Source organism: Methanogenium sp. MK-MG, assembly GCF_009914725.1.
Classification (GTDB): domain Archaea; phylum Halobacteriota; class Methanomicrobia; order Methanomicrobiales; family Methanomicrobiaceae; genus Methanogenium.
Window position 1 is genome coordinate 1 of the sequence record NZ_JAAAWJ010000007.1, and the last position, 14,638, is coordinate 14,638.

Consider the following 14,638-nt stretch of genomic DNA (forward strand, 5'->3'; position numbering starts at 1 on the left):
TGCATATAGATCTTTGGGTGCTATAGCTTTCATATTGGCAATGTAGCTAAATTCTTAGAGAATTGGAATGTGAGCCCTAATTTTCAACCGGAGTTTGGGATCAATCATTGTTTTTAAGATCATAAATTCCGTGTTGGGTAAATTATCTTTATACAATGATTGATCCGACAAATTTTGAATATAGATGTTGATTATATTTTTCGTTCCTTCAGAGAAGTATTGTGAATTTCTTTTCGTTAATTCAACTTCTTCTTGTAAGGCATCTTCAGGCCGGTCATAGGCTCCGTTTTCAATAGATTCTATAGCTTCCAAAAGTTCATCAACGGATTGATATCTCTTCGTTCGATCCGGATCACAGGATTTTTTAACAATGTGACGATATTTCTCAGGGATCTCGGATGGTTCGACAGTACCAAAAGGAGAGCCGGTCAAAATATTTGATAATATCACCCCTAATGAATAAATATCAGTCCGCAAATCGACATCTTTTGCATTTTTCAATTGTTCAGGAGAACAATACTGATAGGTGCCCATACCATGGGTTGCCGTAAGAGTTGTGGTATCTCTTTCGCTTAAAACCCCTAATCCAAAATCAGTTATTGCTACGTGCAATTTTTCACCATCTTTTGCAAATAAAAGTATATTATTGGGGTTTAGATCTCGATGAATAGTTCCTCCGTCATGGGCTGCCTTAACCCCTTCCAGTATTTCTTTAAATATCCATAATTCTGACTCACCGGATGTTTCATTGAGATATTTTTTTAAATTTCCATCCCCCAGCGGCATGATATATGAATACATCTCGCTGCTTGTATCAAAGGACAAAATGGGCACGATATTTTTATGACTTATATTTAAGACCAGCCGGATTTCTCTTTCAAATCTTTTTTTAGCTGATTCATCAGTAGAATTCAATATTTTTTGTGCATATTTCGTTCCCTGACTATCTTCGACTTCGTAGACAACTGCCTGTCCCCCCCTACCAATTTCCCGGACAATTGTATAATCCTCCATGAGTGAGTATGGTTTATTATTCAATAATAATCTATTAGAACCGATTTCTGAAAATAAGATGATGATTTATCCACTGACTTAATCTTCAGAATCATCGTCCCTACTGGCAGCATCAGCTCCCTTCCCCTCATACAACGTATCAAGTCCTGAGCGGTCGTCTTCCGTAACAACAGTCCCCTCGCCATCGTCTTTTTGATCCGGAACATGATGCACCTGCTCCACCGGTTCAACGATGAAGGTCTTCTCCACCTTCTTCCCGGCTCTGCCGTATCGCTCCTTGGCAACCTGAAGGTCCACCATAAAACGGTGAACACCCCGGCTTCTTCCAGAGAGTGGCACATCATATCTTCCGGGGTCGGTGAAGTGGTCGACCGAAACGCCGTCAATGTAGACGGTGCAGACAAAACCCCGGTAGGGCCCCCCGGTGACATCGGCGGTAACCTCAGCCCGTGCAAGCGTATCGTTTTCCCGCAGGGTCACCGGGATGTGCACAACGATCTCGGGTTTTACCCTGTGCCCTGCAAAGTCCTTTACAAAAAATACCAGGACGAGAAGCACAAGAATAAACGGAGATACGTATATGACGGCATTGTGAAGATTCGGACTGATGTCACGCGGATTTAAAACCCCGTCCCCGTCGACGTCAACGGCGGCAGCAATGGCAGACTCCGCGTAGTCTATCGCACCCGGTGCATCGCCTGCCGCATACCTTTTCTTTGCATCATCTAAGAGTGCCCGGGCCTTTTTCGGGCTGTAGGCAAGGTTTTCAGAGACCACCCGTTCCGCCTCTGCGATGGCCTCCGGCGCCATTGAAACAAGATTAAATGAAACAGAGGCACCTGCCGCACCGACATCCACCTCTTCTTCAGCACTCCCGTAGCCAAACTTCTCTATAAAGACCGTGTGTAACCCCTGTCCGACCGGGATTTCGATAGGGGTGCTGCCTGAAAGAACGCCGTCGACGGAAACGCGGGCACCTTCGGGTGCGGTGTGAACAGACAGTATGACCTTTGCAGGCGAAAGCTCAGCCTTCACCTCCGATATCCTTCCCGCCGCAACATCAACCCTGCCGGTCCAGTCATCATATCCAATTTTTTTGATGACAACATCATAGGTTCCCGGCAGAACATCTTCAAGCGTCTTTCTGGTGTTGCCTTCAAACGTTCCGTTCAGATAAATTTCAGCGTTCGACGGGACAGACTCAAACGTAATCCTTCCCAGCGTGGATACGGGCTCAAACGTATGCACCAGCGACTGCGACATGCCTTCGTTTATTGTTACCGTTGCTGCATAGTCGGAGTAATTGTCAAGCTGCAGGAGCACGCGGTGCTGGCCTGCGGGAAGCTCGTAGAGGATGGTATTCGATATGCCGTAGAATGCCCCGTCGATAAATATCCGTGCACCCTCGGGTGTTGTTGATACCGAGAACGCATCGCCCACCACCGGCTCCATATTATGGCTGATGTAGGCAGTCTGCCCCTCCTTTACCTCAAATATCGTCTCCCATGTCCGGTAACCCGGCAGCTCAAGCCGGATATAATGAATGCCCGGAAAGACATCCTTAATCACCGTATTCGTCTGAAGGCCGAGGAACTCGTCATTCAGATAGATATCCGCCCCCTGTGGATTTGATGTAACAGATATCGTGCCTTTCTGTATATCCGCACTGGCAGGTGAGACTGCCGCCTGTATGAGCAGAAGAAAAATGATACAGGAGATGATTCTCATTGCCGAAATATTTCTCATGAACGATGCCCGTCTGTGCCATCCGGTTGCAGAGATCAGCCCTTTATCATTCATTAAATACTGTCTTCCCTATCAGTGAAGAGGCGGTATATTCCCGAATCCGGTATGAAGAACGTTGCCGAGTCTCCGGATATCAGAAGCGTGGTGTTCACCAGAGCCCATGCATATACCGACTGGTTGTATCTCATCAGGTAATACGACCGTTCCGGTTGGTAATCCGCGTTCACGGCTATGGTCACGTCCTGAGGAGTTAAGACCATGATATCGTATGCACTTCCGAATCCCGACAGATTGGCGGGGATATTGCCCGGCGTTGTGTTCAGCCGCGTTATAATAAGGGACATATCAGGAGCAATCGTTGCCGAAGGCGTGATATGCGGGATTCCGGTTGTATTATGACCGGGAGTTATAAATCCCGGAGGGATGACAAAGAAAAACACTACGGCTGCAAGAAGAATGGCACAGACTCCCACAACGGCCAGCAGGCGAACTTTGGCCTTTTTTTCCTCCTCCATATGCTTCTCATACTCGCGTTCAAGACCCTCCCGGTCATAATCGTTAATTTTCCATTTGCCGTAGTCCGACTCTTTCGGGTGTTCCGGTAGCTTTTTTTCCTGTGGTTCATATGCAGGGGATGAAAGATCCCGGAACGATCGGTCAACGATGCCAATCTTCTCCCGGGTCAGAAATTCCCCGAAACGGCCTTCCATGCCGGGCGACATTTTTTTGTTTCTTTTGTACTCGGAAACCAGCCGCTCCGTAATAGTTCTTCGTGACGTCTCCCCTGAAAGTCTCTGCCTGATGGCAGGGTTTTGTGCGAAGATACCCATGTTTCGGTAGATATCCTCCCACTCCGGATCATTTATCCGTTCAGTGTTCAGGTCGATATGAACCGTTCCGGATGACTTCTCTGTCACCAGCAGGTCTGCGTCCCGGAAGGTTCTCTTTGCAACAACGATGGTAAACCCCGAGGACAGAAAGGAATGAAGCTTCTCTGTAACAGCAACAGCAAAATCGAGAGACTTCGAGCGGTCACCTGAAACGCAGACCACCTCCTTTCCAAGAAGCAGCCTGCCGACAGAGTAGTCCGCGGCATTTGAATTCAGAAGGCCGGTTATTGCCTGTTTGTGGCGTTCATCAAAGAAATCACCGTATGATGCGGGATCACGCACCTCATACTCTATTTCTGAGAGCCTTCTCATGACCCGGCCGTAAAACGCATGGATAAAGGGGAGATCAATTCGCGGCGGCAGTCCCCCGCTCCACCCGGTTCTCTCAAGATATATGAACGTGTCAGGCCTTCTCCCCTTCTTCTGCACGTTTACCGCAGTCCCGAGCAGAACGATGCCGTTTTTTGTGCTGATATACAACGATGCCGTGCTCTCGTCAAGTCTCTCTGCAAGATCTGTTACATACTCGTCATGCAGACCGCCTGCGACAGTCTCGCCGTCTGTTGTGAATATACCGTATGAATCATCCATTGTTTTCGATTAACCCCCCTGAAGAATTACTGACCTTACAGGCCGAATTTGAATATCTCCGAAAACCTCCACGGTGCAAGACCTGTCGGGGAAATTTCCTCTTCAAATCCTTCCTCTGTCGGGAAGGGTTCTGCCGATGCATCAACAGAGACAGCAACAAAATACATTGATATGTCGTTCATCATGTTTACCAGATTTTTAAAGACCTTGTTTGAACTGAGGATATCAAAGAGACTGTTCTCGATATCCAGTGCCTCTCTGGACTTTTCAGGAATGTCGGATAATTTACCGGCATTCATTGAGTGAAGCAGGTTTCGTATCTCCTTGTTCTTCCAGAAGACCAGATCCGTTTTGGTAACAACGAGGGCGTATTTTTTGTTCGACCCGAAAAACCCGAAGTAATTCTTCCCTTCAAGGTCAATAAGGGTCTTCATATACCCGCCAAACTCCCGTGCAAGCTGTGCATGACCTTTTCTGCTGTCGGTGATCTTTTCGCCGTCAATCAAAAAGATGACCTTGCCTGCCCTCAGGAAGTTGCCGTACATCGTCGATATGATGACGCTTTTGGTAAACTCCGGGTCAATAAGTTGTTCAGAGTGGTGCAGTTTGATGTACCTGACAAAATCAATCGTCCCCGCACTCTTTCTGACCTCACCCAAAGGCATACCGAGTTGTTCGCTTAACAGGGAGACGGCCTTTTTGAAGTTGATCTCGTTTAACTCATCGTAATATTCGCCTGCATAGTCCACAACCGTCCATTTGACAGGAATTAACCCGTACTTCTTCCCGGTAAGCTGGTACATCACCATCTGGTAGCGGTATGTCCGTGAGAGTATCTTCCCGTCGAGGATGTTTGCATACAGATTTGATATGCGCAGTGCGTCGCCTTCGTCATTCGGATCACCCGTTAAGACAACGCCCTCATTTGAATGCCCCTTGTCGAAATGCTCCGATATGTAGCTCCAGAGGCCGAGAACAAAATATGTCTTCCCGGATGATCGCGGGCCGAATATAAATATCTCAGACGCCCTCACCCCGACGGTGATCTTTATTGCAAGCCAGTAGAGGATCAAAGAAAGGACAATACCCGTACCGAAGAAGAAGATGCTCTGTGTCGCATATGCCTCACTGACTGCTGTATCCGGTGCGAGGGCCGTTATATACAGTTCATAGGCAAGAAAACCGACAATGATTGCAAAGAACAGGGTAAAGAGCACCTTGGCGGATGTTGCAAGATTGTCGTAACGGTTTGTGAGAACCGCCTGTGCGACAAAGACCGCACCGCAGAGGATGCCTAATGAGAAGATGAGGAGTAAGAGACTGACATCCGCCCATGGCGAAGAATAGACATAAAAGACCGGTAATAAAGCAAATATGCCCGCGTATATGACACCGTTTATCCGGGAATCCTCATTGAAGAGCATGCCCACCGCGATGATGAAGAAAAGACCGCATAAAAATTCAACCAAAACCGTCAACCCAAATCCTGGAGGGTGGAGCTTAAAGACCGGGGCCACGGTTGTGAATATCCAGGCGACAATGATGCTTAGAGGGAGACCTAAAAGAAGATACAATTGTCTTCTTTTATTGTTGATGATCATTCCCTGACTGCCTCTTTGATATCCTTTACCGTGTATAAGTCCAGAACCCTCTTCTTTGCCTCTTCAATCTGTGCTTTGTCACCGGATTCAAGGTCTGCGATCTCTGCTGCTTCGGTTAACAGCAGGGTCTTATCACGGACAACGTACTTCCCCTCGTGCAGGTACAGGGCATGGTGGAGGATATTGTTCCTCGCCTTCTCGTACTTCTCCCAGTATCCTCCGCCTGTTGTCAGGGGAGATATGTTGTCGAGGAAACTTGCCGCTGCAAAGAACGTGAGCGATATCTCCCAGGGCTTGGTGTAGTTGTGCGAGTTGACCTTGGCGCTGTCGACACCTTTTAAGTCCAGGGACTTTACCAGATTGCGCCTGAAGTCACTGCCTTTGTTGTCTATCAGCTGTGAGAGCCAGTGGGACGGTGACGATGCGACAAGGGCGGCCTTGTCAAAGCTCCATCTCTCGGTACCGGCACTCCCGTATCCGATGGATATGTTGTTGATACCAAGTTTGTGTGCATCGACAAGCTCCTTGTACTTCCACTGCACAATGTTGTAGAGCTTCTCAATCTCGAGTTTTCCCTCTTCGTCATAGTCAAGAACAGAGAGATCTGAGTCATCGTTTAGCAGTGAGAGAATGTTGGGGTTAATCTCACCGAACCACGTCCGGTACATCCCCTCGATGGTTACGTTTCCGCTCTTTCTCTTCTCGTCAATGCTCCTCAGGCCGGATTCATACGCATTCACTTCTGCATTGAATTTCTTTCTTGAGTCAAAGGTGGCGCTCACCAGATTGTCAGTCTTCTCCAAAAATTCGATCTGCTGCTGCATCTGCTTCTGCGACTGGATCAGAGAGTCAATATCGGTGTTGATGTTCCCAGTCTTTGAGGTGTAGCCTTCGCGGCTGTTTACGATCTCTGTCAGTGTCTCCCTGATGCTCGTGAGAACCGATGCGGTGTCCCTTCCGGAAAAGGACCGGATCAGCTCTGCCTTCTCTTCCGATTCAAGGTTGAACTGCGAGAGAAGAGGTGCAATTGTCCCCTCCCTCAAAGAGCCAAGCCGGGTGTCGAACTCACGGGTAAGGAATTTGTCCTGTATGAAGACCTCAAAGGGGTCGCGTATGGATATCTTTCCGGGATGCATCTGGGATATCTTGCGTATCCTCTCCTCCTTTGTCGCCTTCTCGCTTCTGAACATCTCGGAGTTGAGTTTCTTTCCCAAAAGACTGTCAGTAAATCCCTGTTTCCTGGCTACCCTGAGCATGTAGTCGTTGTAGAAGTAGAGGGATACCGACTCTGCCAGATCCTTTAGGTAGGAGAAGTCTGACGACGTCGCCTGCTCGATCTGTTCGATATCCCCCTGAAGGTCTCCGAGCGAAAGTGATGAGAGCCATGCCGCACGTTTAATGGGCTTTGCCTTCTTCTTCTCCGACTGGTTAAGCTTCTCCTGCAGGACAATGAGCAGGGTGGAAAACTTCTCCAGAAATGCCCGTTCGAGAACTTCTATGGAGTCCTGACCGGCGGCAGCGGCTGTGCCGTGGCCGAGTGCAACATAATCATCGACAGGTCTTGCCAGTGCGTTGACTTCAGACCTGATGAGGTCAAGCATCCTGTTCTGCTCTTTTGTAATATCAACCAGTTCTGAGCGCTTGTTTTTGACCCTGACATCGGCCTCGCTTATTTCGCCTTTCAGTGCCGACTGGCGGGATGAGAGCATGCCTGATACCTTGCCGAAGTTCTCCTCGCCACGTATGATATTTACAAGTGCAGTTCTTGCGGATTTTCCGTTTACCGAGAGCGTCTTCTTCTGGAGTTCGGACATCTCCTCCAGGAGCTGGAGGTTCTTTTTGATGACTTCGTATAACTCCTGATCCTTTGCATTCTCGTGCGGTTTGCTCTCGTTTTCAAGGGATCTCCTGAGCCGTGTGACATACTCCGAGAGTTTATCAAAATCCTTAACAGAGGAGATGTCCTTCAGCTCCTCGGGCATGTTGTTGGTGATCGCCGATTCGATAATGGACTGCGTCTTGAAGTTTAAGAGATCGGTGATCTCGTTCTCCCAGACCTTCTTTACCTTCTCGATCTCCTTTCGGTAGAGGTTTACGTCATCGTGGGTGATCTCGGTATCAGTCTTTGAAAACTCCTCAGGGCAGAGGGTTTCACTGGTTGCGATAAAGTCAGTGACCTCTTTCAGGATCTTCTCCCTGTTCTGTGAAATTCCCGATAGGCTTTCGATCACGTCCTCAAAGCCTTTCTTCAGGGATCGCAGGTTTTCAACAGGGTACTCTATCACATGGGAATCCGCAAAGATAAAACCGGAATAGTCCTTTTTGGCGTCCACGATGGCGGATATGTCGGCCGTCGGGAGGTAGAAGGAGTTGATGAACATGTAGGGGAAGGAGGAGTCAAACTCGACGACCTCCTGCTTCCGGTCCCCCCCGTCCACGTAGCCGGTGGGGCTCAGGGATGAGACGATGATGTAGTTGAAGAGCTTGTCGTCCTTCATGTTGAGATATTCAATCTCCGAGAGTGCGATAGCAGCGTTTAGCTGCTCCTTTTCACCCTCGCTTGCCGCCGGAAGCACCACAAAGAGCCAGATTTTTGACTCCTGGCCGCGTTTTTCCTTGATGTAGCGGGCAAGATCGATAAACATCCCTGAGCCGGTACCGCCTCCGAGACCGACAACGATGGCAACAGGACCGTGGCCCTGAAACGACGGGAACTGCTCTCCGCCCTGGGTGATTGCCTTGTAGAACACCGCCTTTGATATGGCACGCCTGCGGTGTACTCCCCCGCCGAAGTCGTCTACGATGTTTTTGTCGATCTGCTTGAGCATCTGGTAGTCGAATCCGTATTCGGGATCATTCATCCACCATACGTCAACAAGAGGGCGTTCACGCCTGTTTTTGATCTGCTCGGCAATCCCCTTTGATGTCAGGGACGACACACGCTCGACATTGGCAAGGTCAGGGAGGTGGTAATGATAGCTCTTTACGCTCCCTCCCATCTGGTTGTTTGTCTTCTGAATCCCGCCGACCTTCGCCCTGACCTCTTCTGATCGTGCTATGTCGTCCTTTCTCTGGTTTGAGTCGGTGTCTATCGTGTAGAGGGTGAGACGTTTTCCGTCTGAAAGATAGTGCTTTAAGAACCATTCGTGGTCATACAGGTTTGATATGAGTTTTTTTCCGCACCCCCCTATGGCAACGACGGTCAGTTCATCAGGCATCTGGAAGGCTTTTCCCTCGATTATATCATCATGAGCCATTGTTTTTAGTCCCCCTTGTATTCATTATGAAAATCCTGCATGTTCTTGGCCCTTATCCGGCCGAATACCATTCCGGTTGTAAATCCTGCGACAAGAAGCACAACTGCAATCAGAATCGCTGTTGTAACCGGAATGCTTGCATCTTCTGGCGATTCTGCGAATTGTAAGAGGTCTTCTGCCTCATCCCTGAGCCCTCTGGAGTAGAGGTCATCGATAAGCGCTCTCATATCAGGGTCTGTGACTGCGTTCAGCCGTGACATGAACTCTTCGTCATCAGGGATTGTAACCGAAAATGTATCTGTTGTGCCTGTTCCGAGAATATCACGGTTTTCATCAAGCGCCTCGATGTGGTAGTAGACATACCCTGTTGTCTGGGTGATTCTTTTTGTTACCACAACGCCGTCAACAATTTCAACCGATGTCAGCACCGGCACCCTGCCATATACGCTTACGGTAATTTTGTCCGGGAATTCTCCGACCTCGGTAAGCTCAATTTTATGGTCGTTTAATGCCTCGTCCCCTCCAGATACATTAAAACCACTCCCTTCTGTCTGCCAGAGATTCGTGTCCGGTACAGGCATGAGATCAGTATTTATCTCTATAATCCGTGCCTGCTTGGGGATGCTACTCACTTCAATCGTATATTGTATTAATTCCCCCTCATTCAGGGATTCAGAAAGCGTTCCATTCGTTAATTCCGCAACAATGGCAGCGGAAGGCACACATATCAGCAGAAATGAAAATATCAGTGCCAGTGATATACATATGGATGCCCGATTCCTTATTCGCATACTGAGATGATTTCTTTTAAAACAGTTAAATATTTCTCAAACGAAAATGGGGTGTTGGAGGAGCTGGCAGAGGCACTATTTTCTTGTCTTGCAGGGTGACGGCGAAGACGCAATCTTCTCACTTGTTTTATCAGGGGAACACTATTTTTTCCACTGACTATTCTGACTATTGTAGCGGCTCTCTGTTTTACCGGACTGTATGGACCGGGGGACATTCATATTCCGGATCGTGTGCCGGGTGGCCGATTGTGATTTAAATGCAGATGGCATCCATGCAGAGCCAACAGATCAATCGGAGTTTTTGTTAACAGTGATCCGCAGATTATATTCCTCATATGACTTGGACGATCTTTTTGGATGAGAGCATACTTTCCATTAAACATTCAATAAATATTTCTCCGGCGTCCGTTGGCGTGTAGAATGATTTTCTTTTGTCAGCCATTTTTTCGAGCGTGTTTGCCTTTTTGATGATCAAACCGGCTTTTGCGAGATCCTTTAGGATATTTGAGAGTGTCTGCTGATGTTCATCGAATTCAGTCTTAATTTCACTGAATGTCATCATCTCATTTTTCAAAACGGCGATGTACAAAGCCCAGTGTTTCTCATCGGAAAGGCCGCACACCATCTCCCTTAGCTCATCAGGCACCATTTCAAGATATTTTTTCATCACCACTTCCTCCATAATGCATCTGCCTCCACTAATCCAGTCAGTTTTTATTGACCTGTTTGTAAATATCGGTTACCCACAAGGTCATTAAATTTTGACTAAATCCCAAGTCTGCCACTTCACTCATATTCCGGTGCATATTTTCAGAAAAGAAATACAAACTCATCTCTCGAAAGGGTAAGTCGAATAGGGAGAGGGTGTTACCACCTCTTATTCGACTAAAAAAATATGTGGCATGTTTCGATTTTATTCATCCGGTAATAATCCGGACAAGCATATCTTCGACTTCTTTCATCTTTTCCGGTTTCACCCTTCCTGTCCGGTATAATATCAGTGACGTGTCGGCGGTAAAAATCATGTTGGGACGAATATAGCTGTCCACCTGTAATCCACCGCATATAAAACCCCCGTCAGTAAGTTCGATTGAATATCGATCATACCGGTCTTTTCTTTGAATCGGAGAGATCAGAAAAGGGAAACGGGACAATCAGAAGATCGCCCTTTACAAATTCTTCCATGCCTCATCTTCTTCTTTTGAGTGCCAGTCTTTTTTAAGAGTCTTTTCAGAGGCATATGCACATGAAAGTGCCTCTTCCACCGTTTCAAGAGGTCTGAGCTCAATTCTGTCTTCCAATGGCATCGGCTGGATTGTAGTTGACTTATGATGCATAAGGTAATCGTTCGCTTTTAAACGAAGAGACCGTAAGAATTGCAGAGATCCGGTCACCTCAACCCCCGCCCCGAAGCAACCATTAATGCGCTGCACACCACAGTACTGACAATGGACTCATACGCGCTTGCAACGCGAAATACTGTTGAAGTCGTCACTGATGAAGAACTCCGCTCTGTCCTTGCACAGGACAGGAAGCGGGTATACGCCGGATACGAACCATCCGGTGAGATTCATCTCGGCCACCTCGTCACCATCAATAAACTCATCGACCTGCAGAACGCAGGGTTCGAGGTCGTCGTCCTCCTGGCAGACCTCCATGCCTACCTGAACCGCAAGGGCACCATGGACGAAGTCAGGGAACTGGCAGACTACAACCGCCGCTGTTTTGAGGCGGTCGGCCTGAAAGACGCAGAATTTGTAATGGGCAGTGACTTCCAGCTCTCCCCTGAGTATCAGCTCGATGTGCTGATGCTATCACAGCGTATCACCATCAACCGGGCCACCCGGTCCATGAACGAGGTCGGACGCCAGATGGAGAACCCGACCGTCTCCCAGATGGTCTATCCCATCATGCAGATGGTCGACATCGCCCGCCTCAATGTGGACGTGGCCCTTGGCGGCATCGACCAGCGCAAGATTCACATGCTTGCCCGCGAACACCTCCCGTCCATCGGGGCAAAGGCGCCGCTCTGCATCCACACGCCGATCATAAACGGCCTTGACGGAAAGAAGATGGCCTCCTCTTCCGGGAACTACATATCGGTTGCAGACTCAGAGGAGACCATCGCAAAGAAGATGAAGAAGGCCTTCTGCCCGCCGGAGACAGAGGAGAACCCTGTGCTCCAGATCCTGAAGTACCACGTCTTCCCCCGCCTCGGGACCGTCAGCATACACCGCCCGGATAAGTTCGGCGGTGATGTCACCTTCACCTCCTATGATGAGATGGAGGCGGCATACGCAGCAGGAAACATCCACCCGGCAGACCTGAAGGCCGCTGTTTCCAATGGACTCATCGAGGCACTGGCAGATGCCCGTGCATTTATGAACGGTGAGTAAGCGAATTCATACAACAAATACAGGAGAATGCATACACCATGGGAAAGAGAGACGCACTCATTGAACGCTTTGACCGCGAAACCGAGCGGATGGGAGTCCGGATACGGGATGCCGACCAGATGAAGGTCTCCGAGAACGTCTTTGATGACATCACCCTCCTATCCCTCTACCGCCTGGTGCACAAGAAGAAGATTAAGGAGATAGGTGGCCCCATCTCCACCGGAAAAGAGGCAAACGTCTTCTACGGCGAAGGTGAGGAGATGCCTATTGCCATCAAGATCTACCGTATCCAGTCGGCCAATTTCCGGTCGATGAGCGAGTATATTATCGGCGACCCCCGCTTCTCCTCGGTGAAAAAGTCCAAAAAGGATCTAATCTTTGCCTGGACCAAGAAGGAGTACTCCAACCTGGCCCGTGCCCGTGATGCAGGCCTCCGGGTGCCCCTCCCGATTCACTTTGACCGCAACATCCTCCTCATGGAGTTCATGGGCAAAGACGAGGTGGCCTATCCCCAGCTGCGTCTCGCCCGGCCGGATGACTATCAGGCTGTCTATGACGAGATCACAGCCGCGATGAAGACCCTCTTTAATGAGGCGGAACTCGTCCACGCCGACCTTTCCGAGTTCAATATCCTCTGGGACGGAGAGCACCCGATCATTATCGACATCGGACAGGCAGTGACCCCCAACCACCCGAAGGCCATTGCATTCCTTGTCCGGGACATCAAGAACATCAACCGCTACTTTGCCAAACGGTGCACAATCAGAGAAGAGGAAGAACTCTTCCGTGATATCGTCGGCGAGCACCGGATGCAGATCTGATCCTCCGGTTCTTCAACCATCCTGTTTTTTCCGGAAATGTATGCACCCCCATCTGAAACAATAGTTGACACGCTAACCAAATACCAACCGGAAGAACGTCTGTCCATCAGGATAACCTGTGATATGCCATCATCTACGGATTTGGTGATGAATCCTTTCCACCGGCCATCCTGGTATTATTGTCGGTGCCTGCGATTTACATTATTTTGGGCAATACCTCGGAATCGTCAGTCAAATAGTGTTTAAATTGCACATTCTGCAGATCCTTGCCCCGGAAAAACGCATCCACACAGCAGCCCGGAGCGGGCAGATCTCCATCGAGACAACCGATACATCCTCCCAAAATATCCATCAACAGCAACCCCTTATTAGTCCGCAATAAATCGTATTTTTAGCAAATAACGGGCATTACAGCCATATTTTTCCGGCAGAAAATACTGAGCAAAAATACGCCCATTCTATCCTCCAATTCCCGAACGCAGGGAATCAAAAAGGGTGGGCAGAGGGTAAAAACAGAGAATGACAAAAAACAGGGAGGGAAGGCAGCAGCTCCCGTGTCAAATATTACAAAAAAAGAGGAAAAGTGGGAGAAATTATCCGTTGATCCAGTAGATAACGGTGTCCTGATTTGCATCCACCCATGCCTTTGCGGCAACTTCAGGGGTTTCGCCGCCCTCGACAGCGAGCATGACAGATTCCATGTCAGCGGGCGTCCAGGAGAAGCGTTCAAGGATAGCGTATGCATCGGGATTGTCTTCCTTAAAGCCCATGCGTGCAAGACTTGCAATATACTCTTCCCCGCCGTACACACCCTGGGGGTCGTCGAGATACTTCAGGTCAAAGCGGACGAACTTCCAGTGGGGTGTCCAGCCGGTGACAACGATCCAGTCACCATCTGCGTATGCATCAGTGAGCTGGGCAGCCATGCCGGCACTCGATGACGCCACCAACGTGTAGTCAAGACTGTAGTTTTCGATGACGGTTTCGGTCATCGCCATGATGCCTGCACCCGGCTCAATACCGGTGATTTTGCCGTCGAACTTGTCTGCAACATCGTTCATCTCATCGATTGAGTCGATGGTCACATACTGGGGAACTACGAGACCTACCTTTGCTCCCTGAAGGTTTTCGCCAACCATCACGATGTCGTCACCATAGGTGTCCCAGTAGGCGGCGTGGGTGGCGGGCATCCATGACGAGATGCTCATGTCAACCTGCCCATCAGAAAGGCCCTGATAAAGAGGACCGACGTCAACGGCCATGAGCTCCACATCGTAGCCTGCCTGTTCATATACGGTCTTTAATACATTGGTACTTGCAATCTCTGAATCCCAGAGCACATAGCCGATGGAGACCTCTTTTGTGGGTTCGGTTGTTTGAGAACCGACTTCATCCGTGCAGCCGGCAACAAAGATTACACTGAATAACACTAACAAAACAAGAAAAATACCTTTGGATTTTAAATTTAGCACATAAACACATCCATTAAGTCAAAAAACCGTCGAATAACGATTCGGGACTGACTTATAAA

General features: G+C 48.8%; 12 protein-coding genes. 2 read left to right on the top strand and 10 right to left on the bottom strand.

Annotation, left to right across the window (positions count from 1 at the left end):
- Positions 1 to 54: 54 nt before the first annotated feature.
- The 9 genes from MKMG_RS01940 to MKMG_RS01980 form a co-directional block, all read right to left on the bottom strand.
- Positions 55 to 1,014 carry a serine/threonine-protein kinase gene (locus MKMG_RS01940; protein WP_165074913.1) on the bottom strand — a complete coding sequence of 320 codons (960 nt, stop codon included), beginning with the start codon at positions 1,012 to 1,014 and terminating at the stop codon, positions 55 to 57.
- A 78-nt stretch (positions 1,015 to 1,092) separates the two neighbouring features.
- Positions 1,093 to 2,814, bottom strand: a complete 1,722-nt coding sequence (locus MKMG_RS01945; RefSeq protein WP_165074915.1) for a PEGA domain-containing protein — start codon at positions 2,812 to 2,814, stop codon at positions 1,093 to 1,095.
- On the bottom strand, positions 2,814 to 4,241 hold the full coding sequence (locus tag MKMG_RS01950) for a hypothetical protein (RefSeq protein ID WP_165074917.1): 1,428 nt from the start codon (positions 4,239 to 4,241) through the stop codon (positions 2,814 to 2,816). Before MKMG_RS01950 ends, MKMG_RS01945 begins: the two co-directional genes overlap by 1 nt.
- Positions 4,242 to 4,276: 35 nt before the next feature.
- Entirely contained in the window at positions 4,277 to 5,710 is a 1,434-nt protein-coding gene (locus MKMG_RS01955; protein WP_254059048.1) for a hypothetical protein, read from the bottom strand.
- A 128-nt stretch (positions 5,711 to 5,838) separates the two neighbouring features.
- Positions 5,839 to 9,099, bottom strand: coding sequence for a tubulin-like doman-containing protein (locus tag MKMG_RS01960; protein WP_165074921.1), 3,261 nt, complete (start codon positions 9,097 to 9,099; stop codon positions 5,839 to 5,841).
- A gap of 5 nt (positions 9,100 to 9,104) precedes the next feature.
- The gene (locus tag MKMG_RS01965; protein WP_165074923.1) at positions 9,105 to 9,890 is read right to left on the bottom strand and encodes a hypothetical protein; all 786 of its coding nucleotides are present in this window, start codon (positions 9,888 to 9,890) and stop codon (positions 9,105 to 9,107) included.
- A gap of 331 nt (positions 9,891 to 10,221) precedes the next feature.
- Positions 10,222 to 10,572 (bottom strand): helix-turn-helix domain-containing protein, encoded by a 351-nt coding sequence (locus MKMG_RS01970; RefSeq protein ID WP_165074925.1) that lies wholly within the window; start codon positions 10,570 to 10,572, stop codon positions 10,222 to 10,224.
- Positions 10,573 to 10,807: 235 nt separating this feature from the next.
- Positions 10,808 to 10,939, bottom strand: a complete 132-nt coding sequence (locus MKMG_RS11645) for a hypothetical protein (protein ID WP_256366056.1) — start codon at positions 10,937 to 10,939, stop codon at positions 10,808 to 10,810.
- 120 nt (positions 10,940 to 11,059) lie between these two features.
- Positions 11,060 to 11,197 (bottom strand): hypothetical protein, encoded by a 138-nt coding sequence (locus MKMG_RS01980; protein ID WP_254059049.1) that lies wholly within the window; start codon positions 11,195 to 11,197, stop codon positions 11,060 to 11,062.
- Positions 11,198 to 11,338: 141 nt separating this feature from the next.
- Between MKMG_RS01980 and MKMG_RS01985 the strand changes: the two genes are divergently transcribed.
- Together MKMG_RS01985 and MKMG_RS01990 are read left to right on the top strand one after the other, a co-directional pair.
- A complete protein-coding gene (locus tag MKMG_RS01985) occupies positions 11,339 to 12,286 on the top strand; it encodes a tyrosine--tRNA ligase (protein WP_165074997.1) in 948 nt (315 codons plus the stop codon).
- 38 nt (positions 12,287 to 12,324) lie between these two features.
- Positions 12,325 to 13,107, top strand: coding sequence for a serine protein kinase RIO (locus MKMG_RS01990; RefSeq protein ID WP_165074927.1), 783 nt, complete (start codon positions 12,325 to 12,327; stop codon positions 13,105 to 13,107).
- Between the two features lie 593 nt (positions 13,108 to 13,700).
- Here the strand turns inward: MKMG_RS01990 and MKMG_RS01995 are convergent.
- Complete coding sequence (locus MKMG_RS01995; RefSeq protein ID WP_254059050.1) at positions 13,701 to 14,537, bottom strand: glycine betaine ABC transporter substrate-binding protein; 837 nt, start codon at positions 14,535 to 14,537, stop codon at positions 13,701 to 13,703.
- Between the last annotated feature and the right edge of the window lie 101 nt (positions 14,538 to 14,638).